Here is a 19,153-nt window from a genome sequence, read left to right as displayed (position 1 = left end):
TTCAAAACGGCGAAACAAAAATTAATTTCAGAAATTTCATCCGTTTATAAAACACTGATTTTTAACAGATTTCATAATCTACAGTTTGATTTGATATTATTACAGTAATCGTTTATTTATAAAACCTTCATTTTCCTAAAACCCTCCTGCTCTCCGCTTGAGGGTTTTTCCTTGAGGAAATATTTTAAAAATAGGTTTAAAATCTATCCAGCATTTTACGGTTAACCGGAATTTGAGATAGAATCCCTTCTTCCTTGTTGCCTTGTGAGTAACCTAAAATTCAATAAATTTATTGTTTTGCAATCGTATACGTAATAATTCTATGCTACCTGAAGATTACAAATTTTTAAACGAAATCCTTAATTATTCTCCGTTAGCGACTGCTATATACGATAGTCCTGATTTACGTATTGCTTTTGTCAATGAGGCTATGTTAGAAATGTGGTGCGCCAAGCGGGATATTAGCGGTAAACTATTCAGTGAAGTTTTTCCTTCCTTCAAAGAAAGTGGATTTTCAGCAATATTGGAAAATGTATGGCATAGCGGAAAGAGTTATACCGCAACAGATAAAGAGGCTGAAATCCTGAAGGACGGAATTCCAATCAAACGTTTTTTTGATTTTGAATATAAGGCCTTAACGGATGAGAACAATAAGACCTATGCTATATTACATACTTCTATCGATGTAACAGAGAAAAATGTTGCACTCAAAACCATTGAATCCCATGTTCAGCATTTAAATTATAATAATGAATTGGAATTGATTACCAATACCTTAGTGCATGATGCCAAAAACCCAATTTCCATTGCAAGGATTGCTATAGAAAATATCCGTAAAAAGCATTTGGATCAAAACAATGATTTCAAGGACTGGTTATATGTGATTGAAGATGCCCTTTGCAGCTTGACACAGATCATCGACAAAACCTCTCTTTTGAGCGAGGCAAGAACATATAAAATTGGCAAAAAGGTAGTTCATATTTCGGAGAAGGTTAACCATTGGATCAATGAGGCCAAATTTATTCACCAGGTAACAGAACTGAAAATAGATTTGGGAGAATTACATCCCATTAATGCTGAGCCAAACTCCTTAAATCAGGTTTTTTCTAACCTTATTAATAATGCCATCAAATATTCCTCTCAAAAAGATCAACCTATGTTGAGTATTGATAGCGAAAGGGATGAAAATGGGATTTATTATTATATCAGGGATAATGGGATTGGAATACCAACAGCTGAAATGGGCGAAATATTTTCCAATATGCATAGAGCTTCGAATGCAGGTAATTTCCACGGTAACGGAATAGGTTTGTTCATCGTAAAGCGGATGATGGAAAAGCTTCAGGGAAAAATAGAAGTAAGCAGTGAAATCAATCAAGGAACAGCGGTCAAACTCTATTTTCCCGATAATTGATTAAGGGGTCAAAGTATTGATAGCTTTTGTCCAGCGTTTTTTTTGGCATACCGGGCAAGTTAAATTTTGACCTACTACTGCCATCACCTTGCCACAGTACATACAGGCAAATGGACCTTCTTCGGGCTGGAGCGGTTCAATCTCAATATAATCGTCTGGAAAAAGTGGAAGACCAAACTTAATATTTTCATTACTGAAGCGGATAATACTCATGCTGCCATCTGTTTCTAAAACTGCTGTTCGGACTTGACCTAGATGTTCGATGGATTCATTCCTCAGCTCTGCGAAGAATTCCATTTTTGAGAAGCTGCTTATATTTTCTTCATTGACGGCAAATTCGCCATCCCTTACCACGACAAAGGGATCACCTTCCATGATTTTGTTCACAAAACTGAACTTTGCTGTCAACCAGGTAATCCCTTTGTAAAGCAAAATAACGGTTAGAAAAACCAGGATAGCGTGTAATATCGGGAGGTCATCCTGAAACATAGGGTCACCTGCTGCAGAACCTAAGCCTAAGATAATAGCCACTTCAAATAATGTCAATTGCCTCACCCCTCTTCTTCCAGAAATACGAAGGATAATCAAAATCAGCAGGAACATGATCAAAGTCCTCAAAACAATCTCGACCAACAATTCGGAACTTGCTCCATCAAATAAAATCTTGTATAAGCTGTTTTCTTGCATCATGATGAATTGTTTTTTAGCAGAACGAATATCGGGTAGAATTGTTCTATTCACGGAACATAACAACAAAAAATCAGAAGAAGCTATGAAGAAGAAAGTACAAGAAACGAATAATCCAGAGACAAAATATCCAGCACCTCCATTTAAGAAACAGCCACAATCCCCTCCTGGGGAAACGAAATTAATGGATCCTTTACCCGATCATGGCGAGAACAGCTATGTTGGGCATGGATTAATGGAAGGGAAAGTTGTGATCATTACTGGCGGTGATTCGGGTATTGGCAAGGCAATCGCCATCGCCATGGCCAGGGAAGGCGCTGATATAGTCATTGCCTATAAGGATGAAATAGAGAACGAAGATGCCTATGATACTGCCGAATGGGTTAAACAAGCTGGTTCGAAGGTCATTCTATTTAAGGCTGATCTAAGTGAAGAACTCAATTGTAAAAAACTCATTGAGCAATGTATCACGGAATTTAAAAAAATAGATGTCCTTATAAACAATGCGGCCTATCAGATGACCTATAAGGATATTGAAGATATCACTGCGGAAGAATGGAACAAAACATTTGAAGTAAATTTAAGTGCGATGTTTTATTTGGTAAAATATGCAAAAAAGTATATCCCTGCTGGCGGAAGTATTATCAATACGACCTCGGTGAATGCCTATGATCCTAACCCAACCTTGTTGCCTTATGCAGCCAGTAAGGCCGCCATACAAAACTTCACCTCTAGCTTGGCGCAGAAATTCCTTGAGGAAAACACAGGCATTCGGGTAAATGCCGTTGCTCCAGGTCCTATTTGGACACCATTGATTCCCAGTACGATTCCCGACCATGAAAAATTTGGAAGCAATACGCCTATGGGCAGACCTGGACAACCCGAAGAGATTGCTCCCATATATGTTTTCCTTGCTTCAGATGCGGCATCCTATATTTCAGGAGCTACAATCCCAGCAACCGGTGGAAGGGTTACTATTTAGCTGTTAGTTCAAACTCTAATTCCAATAAATCTAAACAGGCATTGAATGCACAAATAAATACATCGGCTGCATTGCTTTCTGAAAAATGATATTTTTTAGAAATTATTTTACCCTTATTGGAAATAGAAAGAAAGACGTCACCAGTCTCACACTGATTTTTTTGGGTCTGCTTGACATCATAGGCTTTGCCCGTAATGGCTATGTGTATATCGGCAGGTATGGTAGCCATTATGCTCTTTAGCATGGCTTCAGTTACTTCCATGGATTCTGCCGAATAAGTTTCAAGAAGATTTTTAGGGACTTTTAAAACATGGGTTTTTACTTTTTCACTGAAACAGACAACTGAACCCTCAAGATATTCCCCAGCTTCGGTCTGCAAACTCCATATACTAGTAAAAAAGCCAGCAGGCATACTTTCTGCCAAGGATAGTTTTAATTTTTTTGATTGGAGGTATTCTCCAATCCTGTTTAATTTTTCTTCATTTATCTTCATCATAAAACAATAAATAATCCTTTTTATTCATCGAGAACAATCGAAGCTTAAAATCGTTCAGTGAGAAGCACTGAACTATATTTCCTAAAGATTGTTTATTAAAATAAAAACATCGTATGAAAGCTATTTGGACAGGAGCCATTGGGTTTGGATTAGTAAATATCCCTATCAAGATTTTTTCAGCCACGCAAAGCAGCAGTCTTGATTTAGATATGTTAGACCGCAAAGATCACGCAAATATCAAATACAAGAGGGTGAATGAAGATACGGGTAAGGAAGTAAGTTGGGACAATATCGTAAAGGGGTATTTATTGAAGGATAAATATGTGGTTTTGGAAGATGCCGACTTTGAGGAAGCTATGCCCGAAAAGAACAAAATGATCAATTTGCAAACCTTCGTCAAACTGCAAGAAATCGACAGTATATATTTTGACACTCCATACTATTTGGAGCCTCAAAAATCAGGGGAAAAAGCTTATCAATTATTATTACAGGCTTTGGAAAAAAGTAAAATGGCAGGTTTAGGGACCTTTGTTATGCGAAGTGTAGAAAACCTAGCGATCATTAAACCATACAAGAACATTCTCTTACTCAACAAACTCCGGTTTGAGGAAGAAATTAGGGATACGGAAGAGTTAAAAACAACTTCCAGTAAAATCTCTAAACAGGAGATGGATATGGCTCTTCAGCTCATCAAAATGAATAGTAAGGAATTTGATATCTCCGCTTTCAAAAATGAATATTCCAAAGAATTAATGAAAATCATCAATCAGAAGAGCAAAGGCAAACGCGCTACCATCCGAAAGATCAATGTGGAAAATACCAAAGCTACCGACCTATTGGAAAAATTAAAGGCCAGTTTGGCTTAAAATTTAGACAGGGCCTTTTTTATATCGACTTTACTGCCATTGAGGTCTTTCCAGGGATCCTCAATGCTGCTGGCTCGACCATAGACATTAAAAATATGGAAGTCTTGAATAGAAAGGTCATAATTCACTTCTTCCCAAAGAACGGGTGTACTGACTGTAGCATTAGGCTTGGGACGAACGGAATAAGGTGCTACTATAGTCTGTCCTTCTTTATTTTGGAGATAATCCAGATAGATTAAGCCTTTTCTTTTTTTAGGATCCCGAACCAAGCTGGTCGTTTCAGGATGCATTTGATGGACCAATTCAGCAATAAATTGGACAAAATCCCTGACGACTTGGTAGTCATACTTACCTGCAACATTCATAAAGATATGTAATCCACTGGAGCCAGAAGTCTTTATAAAACCAGGAATATTTCCTCTGTCCAAAATTTCCTTGCAGCTTAGGGCTACATCGATGGTATCTGCCCAATCTGCGCCATTTGGATCTAAATCCAAAACAGCATATTGCGGTTTTTCAGGCTTTTTGTAGGTAGAAAGCCATGGATTTATTTCGATAGATCCGAGGTTCACGATATAGAGTAAGCTTGGCAGATCATTGCATAAAAGATAGTCAATGGTTTTGGATGTACTTTCAGAAAATACTTCGGTCGTCTTGAGCCAAGCAGGGATTTTATCAGGATCAACGTCTTTTTGGAAGAAGCTCTGTTTATCGATTCCATTGGGGAACCTATTCATGGAAATAGGTTTATCCTTCAGATATGGTAATATATAATCACCCATCTTTTCATAATAATCTAAAAGATCTCCTTTGCTGATTTTTTCTGTCGGCCAATAGAGTTTATCTAGATTGGTCAATTTGATCGTTTTTTTTCCAAATTTAAGTTCTTTATCCATGATCCTAGTTTCCTTTCCTGACACTTCGTTTGCATGTTCTTCCTTGGTAGTTTCTTCGGCGGACTTATCATCTCGGATACCTTTGAAAACCGGATGACGCAGATGTTCGTCCAAGGTCCATTCCGAAAAATAAACATCGCAAACCAATTGAGGCCTTAACCAAGTGACATCTTTCTCTTTGGCTATTTTTTCAGCCTCTGAAAAGGGTTTGGTCTGGGTCTGTAAGGGCTTAAATAAAGTAGAAAGCGATTTTAACAGTTCCTCATTAAACCCAGTACCACAATTGCCGATATATTTGAATTGACCTCCAGACTTGATCCCTAAAACTAATGCACCAAAATAAGACCGAGAACCTTCAGGTTTAGTGAATCCGCAGATAATGGCTTCCTGGGAATTTCGTATTTTTATCTTAAGCCATTTCCCACTCCTCTGGCCCATATCATAGGTGCTATCCTTAAGCTTAGCAATAATCCCTTCCCATTTTTGCTCCCTAACATAGGCTAAGAGGTCTTGATGTTCGGGGATTATTTCCTCAACCAATTTAATATGTTGGAATTTATATTTGGAAATCAGAAGCCTTAGTATTTCTTTCCTTTCTGTTAAAGCATAAGATTTCAGGTCTACATCATCCAGATACAGGATATCAAAGACATAAAAATAGAGTTGAAGGTTATTTTGTATAGGTTCTCCAGACTGAAGGTATTGAAATTGGGATATTCCCTGTTTATTTTCAATCACGATCTCACCATCAAGGACGCAAGGTCTGCTTAGGTTTTCGAGATCGTTGAGAATACTGGGGAATTTCTTGTTCAGGAGATTTCCATTTCTTGAGATTAATTTCTTTATGCTGTCCAAAGCATAATAAAGCGAGCGAAAACCGTCAAATTTCTTCTCAAATAGCCAGTCGTGGGAATCAGGAATGGATTGGCTTAATTTTGCGAGCATGGGTTTCAGCTGTTTATCCTCGATACTTTGGGACTTTTTTTTTACAGTTCCAGAATTAGCTTTGGTTGATTTTTTCTTAAAGTCTTTCCCTTCAGCCTTAACGGAATCACTGACCAACTTTTCCGCGTCAAAGGGTTTATCCGAAGAGAATTCATCTTTATGTTTGATCAAAAGCCAATTGTCGGAATCTGCTCCATTCATTCTGACGAGAGCAAAATCACCTTTCAGGATTTTCCCTTTCAAGGTAAACTTGATGTTTCCATTTTTCCATTGCTTTAGGAAATCCTTATCCGACGCTGCTTCCAAGGGGACATAAGTTCCTTCATCAAAGATACTAACTGTACCGGCGCCATAATTTCCCTTGGGAATATGGCCTTCAAAAGAGCCATAGCTTAATGGATGATCTTCGACCTGAACAGCCAATCGTTTGTCCTTAGGATTTAGGGAAGGTCCTTTTGGCACGGCCCAACTCTTCAGTGCGCCATCGATTTCTAGTCTGAAGTCATAATGTAGCCTACTGGCATGGTGCCTCTGAACGACAAAATGCTGGCCTGCAGATTTGATTTTTTCCTTTTTTGCCTGGGGTTCGGCTGTCTTGGTGAAATCACGTTTTTTATTATATTGATCAAGGTTCGACATATTCAATGGAAGAACAAATCGAACCTTGATAAAGTTTAGAAATTATTGAATCAAGCCGTTAAGAACGGCATATTTAATCAGTGCGGGTGTATTCTTAGATTTTGTTTTATCAATTAGGTTTTGCCTATGTCCTTCAACGGTACGTTTAGATAAGAACAATTTTTTAGAGATTTCTAGGTTTGTGAGGCCTTCACCTAAGAGTTCCAACACTTCCAATTCCCTGGATGTCAGATCAAGTGCTACCGGATCAAACTCGAGGTCTTTGTTCCTGTTTTTTTCAATACCTGAATTGATAAATCCAATAGCTAGCTCTTCACATAGGTACTTCCCGCCCTGAGCCACGTGATTGATACAGAAAATAAGTTCGTCCGAACCCACATTTTTAACCAAATAGCCCTTTGCACCATATTCAAAAGCCTTGAACATATGCTGTTCACAGTCCAGCATAGTCAGTACTATGACCTTAATATGTGGGTATTTTGCGGTAACTTCTTGGATAAGCTGTAAACCGTCAAGATTGTTCATGCCGAGATCCGTAATGACAACATCGACCTCCACATCTGAACTTAATGTTTGCAGGGCGTCCATGCCGTTACTGACATCGGCCACTACATTAAAATTTGTCTGGGAATTCAAAAGCAGCTTAATACCATTTCTAACCACTAAATGATCTTCAGCTAAAAGTATCTTAATATCGCCCATTTTTAAAATACGTTTAAAGTTATGTCCACTGCGGTTCCTTTTTTTAATTCCAAAATTTCTATTTCACCTTGATATAAATCAATTCTATTTTTAATACTTCTCAAACCAATTCCTTTTTTCATGTTATTTGCTAATTCCTCAGAAAAGCCCACACCATTGTCCTTTACCATAATTTGAATTTTGTTTTCATTCATTCCTACTTTTACTGCGACTTTATTTGCATTGGAATGTTTCAGGCAATTATTCAATAGTTCTTGGACGATTCTGTAGATTACTAACTTAACTTCTTGTTCTAACTCTTCAACTTTCTTGGTAATGACAGTGGTAATTTTGAAATCCGACATATCAATTCGGTTAACCATAAACTGGATTGCGGCCTTGAGTCCAAAATCATGGAGAACAGCAGGAACCAAGTCGATTGAGATATTCCGTATTTGCGCAATAGCATCGTTCAACATCAGTTTAATGTTCTGCATTTCATTTTTACTACCGACATTATCCTTTTCAAGGTGCTGAAGGTTTAATTTTATGGCATATAGGGTTTGGGCGACACTATCATGTAATTGGGTTCCTATCCTATATCTTTCTTGTTCTTGGGTATCAACAATGGCCTGAAACACTTCTTTTTTCAGTTCCACCCAATGATGGTGGGGATAAAATTTCTTATCAAAAAGGAGCATGCAATAATGCGGATCCTGAAATTGATTGATATATTTTTTAATAAAGGTTTCAATATTTAGGAAGGAACTTTTGTTTTTCTTAAATCGCAAATTGACCAACAATGGTTTTCTGGACTCGTCTCTATTTTCAAAAATCCCCTTTAATCTATATGCATCTTCTGAGTTCAAAAACTCAAAAATATCTCTAGATATTAACTCCTTTCCTTTTAACCCAAATATGTAATCAAATCGCCCATTAACACGTATAACATGAAAGTTCTTGTCTAAAACAAGAATTGCAAAGGGCCCTTCCTTAAAGAAGACATCAAAGCATAAAAAATCACTTTTACAATCTTCTTGCAGGAGTGTATATCTTTTTTTGTTAACAGAATTGTGAAATGAATCTTTTCTTGTAGTTAGCATGACTAATTAACCTTTTCTTTTTTTACTTTAATTAGTTTACTTATTTACATTAATTTATTAAGAACTCTATCTTTCTAAATCAACTTTATATTTCATCGGCAATACTTAGTTAACTTTCTAATTAAGCTATTAAAATTAACTAAAATTAATCGCTATCAGCTTGGGGCATGCTTGAATTAAAGACAATTCAGTACTTTTTAACTGATTTCAGGTATTTGTCGCAATTTCGCTACAAATTTAAGTGTAACAAAAGAATCCAAATCCATTCAACTTTCGTGTTGAGTGGAAATTAACAGTTCGAAACCGTACAATCCTATAAATTCAAGTTTTAAAATTTCAGATCAAGCAAGAGATTAATACCTGAAATAAATTTTAATACCTGTTTTGTCATAATGTACCCAACAGCGCAAAACATGCTCATAAACAATACGTTATAATGTTACATAACATATAACATTCAATCATGAAAAATCTAATTAATGATGTGATTGTGCAGAATTCACCAATTTTAAATCGGTTGGCAAATAACTTCACTACAGATCAAAACGAAAAGGACGAGCTGGTTCAAGAAACTTTTATCCGCTCCCTGAAATCAATTGAAAAATTCATCAATCACCCTAAAATAGTTGCTTGGTTGTACGTGATCATGAAAAATATCTATTTGAATAAATATAGACGCCTTAATTTATACAGAACCGCAGAAAAAGAACTCACCTATACTGGGGAAAATCGAAGTTCGAAAAACAATGCTGAATCAAGGTTTGTTTTAGGCGATATCGAAAAGTCAATCAAGTCTTTATCAGCGGAAAATTATGAGATAATAAGTATGTACCTAGAAGGATTTAAATACTATGAAATCGCGGAGACAATGGATATTAAAGAAGGAACAATAAAAACGAGGATACATACCATCCGGAGGATCTTAAGGAAAAAACTAAATGTGTATACTAATAACTAGGTAGAGCATTTAACTAAGAAACACTAGCAAACAATCAAACACCTACAGCCCAATCCAAATAAACGAAAAAAGTCAAGGGAATCCCTTGACTCAAGCTCGTACTGAAGAACCTATTCTTCATAAAGTTGTTCTGCATTTATCCCCAGTGCAGTAATGGATTTTAATATGGAATAACTTACAATATTGATGCCCTTTACAGAGAGCAAATATCCATCCACATAAGGGGCAATCTGCCAATCGTTGATATTTGTTATTTCATTTAATGCGTCCTTGACACTGTTTAATTGATGCAGAGAAACCTTTCCAATTTCAAATTTTAGACTTTCCATGATATACCTCCTATACTAAGTGTTTTTCGAAAAATGTTAATTAAATTGTTGATAAATGGGGAGTAATGGATAAATTAATATCCACCAACAAACTATCTATCAACAAGTTACATAATTTTAGAAAAAATTACAATAGTAGCAGGTGAAAATGTAATAAGATGGAAGATTTATGTAATAAAGTGCTAAAAATTGAAAATCAGACAATTTGCTTGTGATGAAATGTAGGTTTCCAATTCTGAACAGTTAGTAAAGAATCTGTACGATTTCCTCCCTTAGACTCTGTCATCGTTAAACTTCGGTTAACGAACTGAACGCCAATAAAGTCCTTAACCTTTTCATGATAAACATTGCTCCGTTCCGAGTTCCTTATTAAGATATGTCAAAAAAAATATTCTTTCTTTTTATCCTTTTATTTTTATTCCGGATTTTTCGTACATTTACTATGCAAACATAGGAAAATCTACCATGAAGTTTAGAAAAGCCCATATTATGGACTTAGAAAGAATCATAGAATTACTTTCGGACGATATGTTAGGGAACATGCGCGAGGCTTATCGGCATCCACTTCCTGCGGAGTACATTACTGCCTTCAATAAGATCAATGAGGACAAAAACCAAGAGCTTTTGGTAATGGAAACTGAGGATGGCAAAATTATTGGCTGTTTGCAATTGACATTTATCCAATACCTGACCTATCGTGGAGGAATCAGGGCCCAGATCGAAGGGGTTAGGATTGATAAAGCAGAGCGGTCTAAAGGTTATGGCGAAAAGATGATCCGATATGCGATCCGAAGAGCAAAAGAAAAAAGTGCCCATGTCCTTCAACTCACCGTAGATAAAGTAAGACCAGATGCCTTGAAATTTTATGAGAAGCTGGGTTTTAGGGCAAGTCACGAAGGGATGAAACTACATCTCTAAGCATAAAGAAATGTTTAACAATAACATGGCGGATGGCCATATAAAAAAATCCCTGACCACCTGGTCGGGGGTTTTTATTTTATTGGAACTAGAATAAAAAAAGCCCAAAATTAATTTTGGGCTTTCCTCAAAAGTCTTTTTTATCCAACAGGAGTTGGTTCTGTAGGAACCTCAGGGGTTTCAGGAACCTCTGGGGTTTCTGCAGGTGTAACTTTCATATATTCTTCGTAAGAAGCCTCATCCGTAGGAAATCCAATGCGTAAAACATTGCCTTGAAGAGATACAGGCATTCCATTCGTACAACCTTGGTTATATTTAATCCTGTCATTGAGGCCAGGGTAAATACTATTGTTTACTGAATAATATTCAAAATCGCCAGATTGGCTCTTATCTTTTGCAGCCGTGAAAACGCAGAACTGTCCACGACTCACCGTCAATTTATTATCCGCTGTGAATTCAAGCATTTTTAAGGTGTCCAAATGAGGACCTTCGGTGATAATAGTATCTGAATTACGGATTCCATCAACCTTAACCCATTTTCCAATCAGTTCTGCAGTGTCTTTTGGAGTCTTTACTTCTTCATCCTCTTTGGAGCAGGCAGTAAATGCCCCTAAAACAGCAACGAAACAAATAATGTTTAATATCTTTTTCATAAATAATCTATACTATTTCTTGTAGAAATTTTATTCGGTTTAGGCCAGGACCTATTGTGGCGCAAATTGCTAAAAATTAACCCGCCCCACAAATAAATTAATGCTTATCCTTTCCTATCCCAAAGATCTTCTTGACCAGGAGAACAATTCCCAGTACAATAAAACCTACTACAAGACCCATTCCAAATTCTTTCACGATTGAAGGAACCTGTGGAAGGAAATGGTGGAAATAATCGATATTATGCACAAAAATACCCCCTGCAACCAATAATAGAGCTATCGTTCCGATTACCCCTAAGGCCTTGATCACAATCGGTAAAAGTTTTACCAGGAGGTGTCCTAATTTAGCAGCTATTCCCTTATCGTTCGATTTCTTGATCAGGCTATGTCCGGCATCATCCATTCTCACAATCAGGGCGACTATACCATATACACCCACCGTAGCAAGGATAGCAACCACAGAAACCGTTAGGATCTGAATGGCAAGGCTTTCTTCAAGTACAGTTCCTAATGCTATGATTACGATCTCCACGGATAAGATAAAATCGGTAGTGACTGCGGATTTAACCTTTGCAGACTCTGCTGCTTCTCCTTCCAAAGCTTGTTCCTGAATGACCTCCTGCCCTTCTTTCTTCCGGTGAAAAAGATAATGTATAACTTTTTCCGCTCCTTCATAAGCTAAATAAGCACCACCAATCAATAAAATATATTTTATCACTACGGGAAGGAAAGCATTGAGCAATAAGGCGACAGGCACGATAATCAGCTTATTGACAAAGGAGCCTTTCGTAATTGCCCAGAGGACCGGAAGCTCCCGAGATGCTAAAAATCCGGTTGCTTTTTCGGCATTCACGGCCAAATCATCTCCTAAAATACCTGCGGTTTTCCGAGTTGCGATTTTACTTGCAACTGCTACGTCGTCCATAAGAGCGGCGATATCATCCAAAACCGCGAATATTCCTGATGCCATATATGATTTTTTTAATTTACTCCTAAAATAAACAGATTTTGCTCAAAATCACGCAATCCCTTAATTTAATTGAAAATGGGGCTAGAATTAATTTGGTAAATCCTACCCGATAAAAGCAAATCATATACCAAAACCAACAGGGACGCAGGCAATTGGACTTAATTTCTGAACGGTCAAATTTGCCAAACAATTCCTAACAGAACCAAATATTAATCATTGGTTTTCCGATAAAACCATTGGTTAATCCGAATATTATTTCGTTAATATTTTTAATTAATGAATATTATTCGTACCTTTGCAACAGTGAAGGAAAAAAACACATTTGTGTATAATGATCATTCAGCATCACCTAATTATTACTTCCTTTAATTTTAGCGTCACGAATATTTGGTAATTATCTGCCAAAGAAATCAACACGCCTTCTATTTCCCCTAATGGGAATCATTACAGCCTTATTGCATCTATCTACAGATAATGGCACATTGAAAAATTTAAAAAATTTATAAAAAGAATAAAATATGACAGATTTTAAAGTTGGAATTATTGGAGCTGGCCCTAGTGGTTTAGCTATGTTAAGAGCATTTGAATCAGAACAGAAAAAAGGTAATCCCATCCCAGAAATTAAATGTTATGAAAAACAAGATAATTGGGGCGGCATGTGGAACTATACCTGGCGAACGGGTGTAGGGAAATTTGGCGAACCATTACATGGAAGCATGTATAAATACTTATGGTCCAACGGGCCAAAAGAATGTCTAGAATTTGCAGACTATACTTTTACGGAGCATTTTGGGCAGCCTATTTCGTCCTATCCTCCACGTGAAGTGCTTTTTGACTACATTCAAGGCAGAATTAAGAAAAGTAACGCAAGAGATTATATTAAATTCAATACGGTAGCTCGCTGGGTTGACTATATCGAAGATAAAAAACAATTTAGGGTCGTATTTGATGACCTACAAAAGAATGAGACATTCGAGGAGTACTTCGATTATCTTGTAGTAGGTACAGGTCATTTCTCAACACCTAATATGCCTTATTTCAAAGGTATTGATAACTTTCCAGGTGCCGTGATGCATGCGCATGACTTCCGTGGTGCGGATCAATTTATTGGACAAAAGTTGTTGTTGATCGGAAGTAGTTATTCTGCTGAGGATATTGCGGTTCAATGTTTCAAACATGGCAGTGACTCGGTGACCATTTCCTATAGGACAAACCCAATTGGCACGAAATGGCCAGAAGGAATCAAGGAAAAACCGTTGGTAACTCACTTTGATGGCAATACTGCTTATTTCAAAGATGGAACAACTGAAGATTATGACGCCGTGATCCTTTGTACAGGATATCAGCACAAGTTCCCTTTCCTACCGGATGATTTGCGTTTAAAGACGAAGAACTGTCTGTATCCAGACAATTTATATAAAGGTGTAGTATTCAATGAAAATGAGCGACTTATATTCTTAGGAATGCAAGACCAATACTATACATTCAACATGTTTGATACTCAGGCATGGTTTGCAAGGGATTATATGTTGGGGCGAGTTGATTTCCCAGCTAAAGAGGAAAGAGATGCCGACATTAAACAGTGGATGGATTACGAGGCTAAAACCGTAACTGGTCCTGAGCATGTAGATTTCCAGACAGATTACATCAAGAATTTGATCAGTTATACGGATTATCCTGCATTCGATTTAGATCGTGTGGCAGAGATGTTTAAAAGCTGGTTAAACGACAAGGAGGTCAATATCCTGAACTACAGGGATCAGGTTTACAAGTCGGTCATGGATGGCACAAGCGCTGAACCTCACCATACACCTTGGATGAAAGAATTGGATGATAGCTTAGAGCGTTATCTAAATGAAGTAACCATCGATGAAAAAGAATTAGATAAGGTTATAAATTACTAATTGAGAAAGCAGGGATTTATTTCTCTGCTTTTTTCATCACAATGCATTAAGTACTGCCCTAAAACGCAGTACTTTTTTCTTTCAATAAAATTTACAGACTAACTTTTATCTCTTGTTAAGAATGCTTAAATTAGGTTAACACTATTATTAAATTCACCTATGGCATCAATATCTCAAAACATTACGGATTACCCCAATAACAACACCATTTTTTCAGTTTGGAAATTTAAGGATGGAACAGATTATAAGGCTGTCTTTGAAAGGCTTTGTGCACTGGTTTCCAATTTGAACCATTCATTTGTGGTTCGTACGCCAAATGGCAGGACCAGTTGTATTATGGGGATCGGTTATGAGGCTTGGAATAAATTAGGTATGCCTACTCCCCTTCCCAAGGAACTGAAGACTTTTGAAAAGATTGTTGGAGGAAAACATACTGCCGTATCTACGGAGGGAGATTTACATTTTCATCTACGCGCTGAGAATGCTGGCATCTGTTATGAGATGGCGAAGGATATCTACGATATCATCAATCCTGTTGCCGACAATTTGGTGGAGGTCCATGGTTTTAGGTATTGGGATGGCCGTTCCATCCTTGGCTTTGTCGATGGAACAGAAAATCCGATTGGGGATGAACGAGCTCAATTTGCATTGGTTGGCGAAGAAGATCCTCAATATCAAGGTGGGAGTTATCAGTTTGTACAGAAATACATCCACAATCTTAAGGCATGGGAAGAACTGTCTACCAGCGAGCAAGAGAAGGTATTTGGTCGGTACAAATTGTCGGATGTGGAGATGACGGATGAAGTCAAGCCAAAGAATGCCCATAGTGCATTGACCAGTATTACAGATGAGAATGGGAATGACCTAAAGATTGTGCGGGATAACCTTCCTTTTTCAAATCCTTCAAAAGGTGAATTCGGCACGTATTTTATTTCCTACGCCAGTAAATTCTCGACAACGAAAAAGATGTTGGAGAATATGTTCTTGGGGGATCCTGTAGGAAATTATGATAGGATATTGGATTTCAGTACTGCGGAAACAGGTACACTTTTCTTTGTACCTACGCAGGAAATACTAGATAATTACTCGGCCACAACATAAATGAAATATTTTATTCAATAAATTTTCAGAAACCCTAGTATGATTTTCTTATAAATATCATTCTAGGGTTTCATTTTTATATCTACTTTTGTTGACTTCACCAAATAATTAATCGCTAATGAGAAATAAGCTTTTCAAAAGGAAGAGTCTAGAACTGATCATCAAGGAAAAGGGTCAGTCCGAAAGTATGAACAAGGTCCTTGGAGTTCGAGACTTAGTTTCCTTAGGAATTGCTGCCATCGTAGGTGCCGGAATATTCAGCACCATCGGATTGGCTAGTTTTGAGGGTGGCCCTGCCATTTCTCTACTTTTTGTGTTTGTTGCTTTTGCCTGCGTATTTACGGCTCTTTCCTATGCACAATTTGCCAGTACCATTCCAGTTTCGGGTAGTGCCTATACCTATGCTTATGTTGCATTTGGGGAACTATTCGCCTGGATTATTGGTTGGGCATTGGTTTTAGAATATGCAGTTTCCAATATTGTGGTTTCCATATCATGGTCGCAATATTTCGTTACCATGCTGGAAGGATTTGGGATACATATTCCTGCATGGCTTTCTATGGCGCCCCAATATGCCTTGGAAGCTCATCAGAAGTTAGTTGAATTAGGACCGGAAGCCTTGACGGTTGCGGATAAATTGGGTCTGAAGGCCTATGAATCTGCCCCTAGGATTGGTGAAGTACCTATTATTTTTGATCTGCCTTCTGGGGTTATCATCAGCTTGATCACATGGTTGGTATACCGAGGCATTAAAGAGTCTAGAAGAGCCAGTAACATCATGGTCATGGTAAAGATCGGTGTAATCTTGGCTATCATTATTGGTGGCGCCTTTTTCGTCAATCCTGAAAACTGGGTACCCTTTGCTCCAAATGGTCTCCAGGGCGTATTAGGTTCAGTGGCTGCTGTATTCTTTGCATTTATTGGATTTGACTCTATTTCGACCACTGCAGAAGAATGCAAGAATCCCCAACGTGACCTTCCGAAGGCCATGATCATCACCTTATTGATCTGTACAGTACTTTATGTAGGGATAACTTTGGTATTGACAGGGATGGTGAATTACACGGAACTGAACGTAAAAGATCCCTTGGCATTTGTTTTTAAATACATAGGAGTCGATTATTTAGCTGGGATAATCTCAGTCACCTCAGTCATTGCGATTACCAGTGCTCTTTTGGTCTATCAATTAGCTCAACCAAGGATCTGGATGACCATGAGTCGTGATGGCCTGCTTTGGAAAAAATTTGCTACCATCCACCCTAAGTATAAGACCCCCTCCTTTGCGACAATCGTGACAGGTTTCGTGGTTGCTATACCTTCCATGTTCTTCAAGATGGATTTCTTTGTGGATCTAACCTCCGTAGGTACCTTCTTTGCCTTTATTTTAGTCTGTGCGGGTGTACTCTATATGGATTATTCAGGCTTATCAAAGCAATCTAAATTTAGAGTTCCCTATATAAACGGCAAATACCTGATCGGATTAGGTTTTGTGATTGCTTGGGCTTTGATCTGGAAATTTAACCAAGAAGCCATCCATGAATGGCAACACTTGGATTTCTTGTATATCCTAGAGCATAAATCGTTGATTTTGATCTTTTGGGCTGTATGGATTGTACTTGCTATTATGGCTTTTAAATACAATTTCTCCTTGCTACCTGTGATTGGGATCCTGATCAATCTCTATTTGATGACCGAGCTAGGTACGAGCAATTGGGTGATCTTTTTGATCTGGCTAGCAATAGGATTAGTGGTTTATTTCTTTTATGGTTATAAACATTCCAAGCTTAACAACCCTAAAGCTGAAGATATTGCATAAGAAAAAGCCGCATCAAAAAGATGCGGCTTTATTCATTTATTTAATATTAACATTATTTCCAGCCTGGATTTTGAGTTAAATTCTTATTGAGTTCCAATTCCTGGATCGGAAGCGGATAGAAATAATCTTTAGCCTCATCAAATACTTTTTTGATATGGGCATTGATTATCACGTTTCCACTTTTCCCGTTTTCCAATAAGATTTCTGATCCTAATTTTAACAATTGGACGCCTGGAGCTGTTGGTTTAGTTCCTTCGTAAATCCAAACATCTTCTTTACCATCACCATCGAGGTCAAACTTACCAATGCTTGGGAAATACATCCCTTTAAATTGACGAGTGATCAATTGACCGCTTTTCCATCTCAAAATATCATCCCAACGGTAGGACTCCATAACCAATTCAATCCTTCTTTCTCTACGGATCTCAAGGATAGCACCTTTCATGGCTCCAGCAACTGCTGGATAATCTTTGGCCAGATACGGATCTGCATTGCTGTTTGCCGCTGCTAATACCAATGTTGGCATTTCTGCTCTTGCACGGATTAGGTTAATGGATTGATCAAGATCAGCTTGGGTCAAAGTTCCCAATTCAGCTTTAGCTTCAGCATAGTTCAACAGAACTTCAGCATAGCGGAAAATAGGCATATCATTTTCAGAACGATTATAGTTATCATATTTCACATCACCTACGAATTTGATTAACTGATAGCCCGTCACGGAATTTCCAAAGTTAGGTGCTATTGGTGCTGCCCCTCCTATTCTGGTATAGCCAGGAGTTCTTATGGTTTGATGCAACCTTGGATCCCTATCTTTTACCTCTTCCAAGAAGGTCATTTTATCATAGTTAGGTTTGTCCGTGAAGCGTGTTCCGTCTTTCATTAAGTAGGAGTTGACCAAGTTTTTCTCCAGACCTGGCTTACCGTATGAAGCTGTAATGGTATAATAGTTTACATTGTGCCAAATCTGTAGGGCATCCGAAAACTTACGGGCCAAAATAACTTCTTGGGATACGCTATTGACAGAGCTGAAAAGTTTACCATAAGAATCAACACCAGCACCTGTATATAGACTATACTGACCAGCATCCATTAATTCTTTGGAAGCTGCTACAGCCATTTCAAGGTATTTATTTGCATTAGGCAGGTTCAATTCCGTATGATATTTCCTGAAAGTACCTTCAAACAAGGCCACTCTTGATTTAAGTGCCAAGGCGGTCCATTTTGTTGCTTTTTCATCGGACTTTGCGTCTGACATATTCTTGATGGCGAAATCTAAATCTGCCATGATGGAATCAACAATAAGCGTTCTAGAATCACGTTTTTTCGATAATTCCTCTTCATCATTGACATCAAGAACCTTTCCGTACCAAGGCACATCTCCGAAACGTCTAACCTTATCAAAATAGAAATAAGCCCTGAAGAATTTGGCTACACCTGCATAAGGCGCAGCATCCTGAACTGAAAGATGATTATAGCAGTTTTCAAGGAAGAAATTAATATTCCTTAGTTGGGTCCAAGACCAGCCACCCCCACTTACAGGGACAATTCTTTTTCCCGTTAATTCATCTTGAAGGGTTGTTTTAACAATATTATCAATTGCCTCGTTATAGATTCCTTCAGCAGATGGAAGGGCGCCGTCATAAAATGAATTGCTGAACAATTCAAGATCTTTGACACTTTTGAAAGAGACATCGGGAGAGATATTTGCCTCCGGCTGTCTATCTAAATAATCCTTACTACATCCTGTAACTAGAACAGCAAGTAGAATATATAATATTAATGAGTTTTTCATGGG

General features: G+C 37.8%; 17 protein-coding genes. 8 read left to right on the top strand and 9 right to left on the bottom strand.

Features of this window, described 5'->3' with window-relative positions; all coding sequences use genetic code 11:
• Positions 1-322 precede the first annotated feature (322 nt).
• Positions 323-1,414 carry a PAS domain-containing sensor histidine kinase gene (locus tag NMK93_RS07325; protein WP_185211684.1) on the top strand — a complete coding sequence of 364 codons (1,092 nt, stop codon included), beginning with the start codon at positions 323-325 and terminating at the stop codon, positions 1,412-1,414.
• On the opposite strand, the gene NMK93_RS07320 is transcribed toward NMK93_RS07325, so the two are convergent.
• Positions 1,415-2,104 (bottom strand): DUF421 domain-containing protein, encoded by a 690-nt coding sequence (locus NMK93_RS07320; protein WP_237235549.1) that lies wholly within the window; start codon positions 2,102-2,104, stop codon positions 1,415-1,417.
• Positions 2,105-2,186: 82 nt separating this feature from the next.
• On the opposite strand from NMK93_RS07320, the gene NMK93_RS07315 reads away from it, so the two are divergent.
• Complete coding sequence (locus tag NMK93_RS07315; protein ID WP_254529144.1) at positions 2,187-3,083, top strand: SDR family oxidoreductase; 897 nt, start codon at positions 2,187-2,189, stop codon at positions 3,081-3,083.
• Here NMK93_RS07315 and NMK93_RS07310 read toward each other — a convergent pair.
• Positions 3,076-3,579 (bottom strand): CinA family protein, encoded by a 504-nt coding sequence (locus tag NMK93_RS07310; RefSeq protein ID WP_254529142.1) that lies wholly within the window; start codon positions 3,577-3,579, stop codon positions 3,076-3,078. The genes NMK93_RS07315 and NMK93_RS07310 overlap by 8 nt on opposite strands.
• Positions 3,580-3,692: 113 nt before the next feature.
• Here NMK93_RS07310 and NMK93_RS07305 point away from each other — a divergent pair, with 113 nt between their 5' ends.
• Positions 3,693-4,445, top strand: a complete 753-nt coding sequence (locus tag NMK93_RS07305; protein WP_254529140.1) for a Ku protein — start codon at positions 3,693-3,695, stop codon at positions 4,443-4,445.
• Here the strand turns inward: NMK93_RS07305 and ligD are convergent.
• From ligD to NMK93_RS07290, 3 genes are read right to left on the bottom strand one after another with little or no spacing between them, the layout of a single operon-like run.
• Complete coding sequence (ligD, locus tag NMK93_RS07300) at positions 4,442-6,925, bottom strand: DNA ligase D (protein ID WP_254529138.1); 2,484 nt, start codon at positions 6,923-6,925, stop codon at positions 4,442-4,444. The two genes, NMK93_RS07305 and ligD, sit on opposite strands and share 4 nt — an antisense overlap.
• A 42-nt stretch (positions 6,926-6,967) precedes the next feature.
• The gene (locus tag NMK93_RS07295; RefSeq protein ID WP_185211679.1) at positions 6,968-7,627 is read right to left on the bottom strand and encodes a response regulator transcription factor; all 660 of its coding nucleotides are present in this window, start codon (positions 7,625-7,627) and stop codon (positions 6,968-6,970) included.
• Between the two features lie 2 nt (positions 7,628-7,629).
• Positions 7,630-8,709 (bottom strand): ATP-binding protein, encoded by a 1,080-nt coding sequence (locus tag NMK93_RS07290; RefSeq protein ID WP_185211678.1) that lies wholly within the window; start codon positions 8,707-8,709, stop codon positions 7,630-7,632.
• Positions 8,710-9,172: 463 nt separating this feature from the next.
• Between NMK93_RS07290 and NMK93_RS07285 the strand changes: the two genes are divergently transcribed.
• On the top strand, positions 9,173-9,667 hold the full coding sequence (locus tag NMK93_RS07285; protein WP_185211677.1) for an RNA polymerase sigma factor: 495 nt from the start codon (positions 9,173-9,175) through the stop codon (positions 9,665-9,667).
• A 110-nt stretch (positions 9,668-9,777) separates the two neighbouring features.
• On the opposite strand, the gene NMK93_RS07280 is transcribed toward NMK93_RS07285, so the two are convergent.
• Positions 9,778-9,996: a hypothetical protein gene (locus NMK93_RS07280; protein WP_185211676.1), complete on the bottom strand. Its 219-nt coding sequence runs from the start codon at positions 9,994-9,996 to the stop codon at positions 9,778-9,780.
• 489 nt (positions 9,997-10,485) lie between these two features.
• Here NMK93_RS07280 and NMK93_RS07275 point away from each other — a divergent pair, with 489 nt between their 5' ends.
• Positions 10,486-10,914: a GNAT family N-acetyltransferase gene (locus tag NMK93_RS07275; RefSeq protein ID WP_214649456.1), complete on the top strand. Its 429-nt coding sequence runs from the start codon at positions 10,486-10,488 to the stop codon at positions 10,912-10,914.
• A gap of 140 nt (positions 10,915-11,054) precedes the next feature.
• On the opposite strand, the gene NMK93_RS07270 is transcribed toward NMK93_RS07275, so the two are convergent.
• Both NMK93_RS07270 and NMK93_RS07265 read right to left on the bottom strand, forming a co-directional pair.
• Entirely contained in the window at positions 11,055-11,567 is a 513-nt protein-coding gene (locus NMK93_RS07270) for a hypothetical protein (protein WP_254529137.1), read from the bottom strand.
• A 97-nt stretch (positions 11,568-11,664) separates the two neighbouring features.
• Positions 11,665-12,537 carry a DUF808 domain-containing protein gene (locus NMK93_RS07265; protein ID WP_185211673.1) on the bottom strand — a complete coding sequence of 291 codons (873 nt, stop codon included), beginning with the start codon at positions 12,535-12,537 and terminating at the stop codon, positions 11,665-11,667.
• Between the two features lie 518 nt (positions 12,538-13,055).
• Here NMK93_RS07265 and NMK93_RS07260 point away from each other — a divergent pair.
• The 3 genes from NMK93_RS07260 to NMK93_RS07250 all read left to right on the top strand — a co-directional run bounded on the left by NMK93_RS07260 (position 13,056) and on the right by NMK93_RS07250 (position 17,358).
• On the top strand, positions 13,056-14,441 hold the full coding sequence (locus tag NMK93_RS07260) for an NAD(P)-binding domain-containing protein (protein WP_185211672.1): 1,386 nt from the start codon (positions 13,056-13,058) through the stop codon (positions 14,439-14,441).
• Positions 14,442-14,600: 159 nt separating this feature from the next.
• Positions 14,601-15,542 (top strand): Dyp-type peroxidase, encoded by a 942-nt coding sequence (locus NMK93_RS07255; RefSeq protein ID WP_185211671.1) that lies wholly within the window; start codon positions 14,601-14,603, stop codon positions 15,540-15,542.
• Positions 15,543-15,660: 118 nt separating this feature from the next.
• Positions 15,661-17,358 (top strand): amino acid permease, encoded by a 1,698-nt coding sequence (locus tag NMK93_RS07250; protein WP_254529136.1) that lies wholly within the window; start codon positions 15,661-15,663, stop codon positions 17,356-17,358.
• Between the two features lie 52 nt (positions 17,359-17,410).
• Here NMK93_RS07250 and NMK93_RS07245 read toward each other — a convergent pair whose 3' ends face one another.
• A complete protein-coding gene (locus NMK93_RS07245) occupies positions 17,411-19,150 on the bottom strand; it encodes a RagB/SusD family nutrient uptake outer membrane protein (RefSeq protein WP_254529135.1) in 1,740 nt (579 codons plus the stop codon).
• Positions 19,151-19,153 lie beyond the last annotated feature (3 nt).

Origin of the sequence: Sphingobacterium sp. LZ7M1 (assembly GCF_024296865.1) — a bacterium.
Classification (GTDB): Bacteria; Bacteroidota; Bacteroidia; order Sphingobacteriales; family Sphingobacteriaceae; genus Sphingobacterium.
This window is presented reverse-complemented; position numbering and strand designations above follow the sequence as displayed.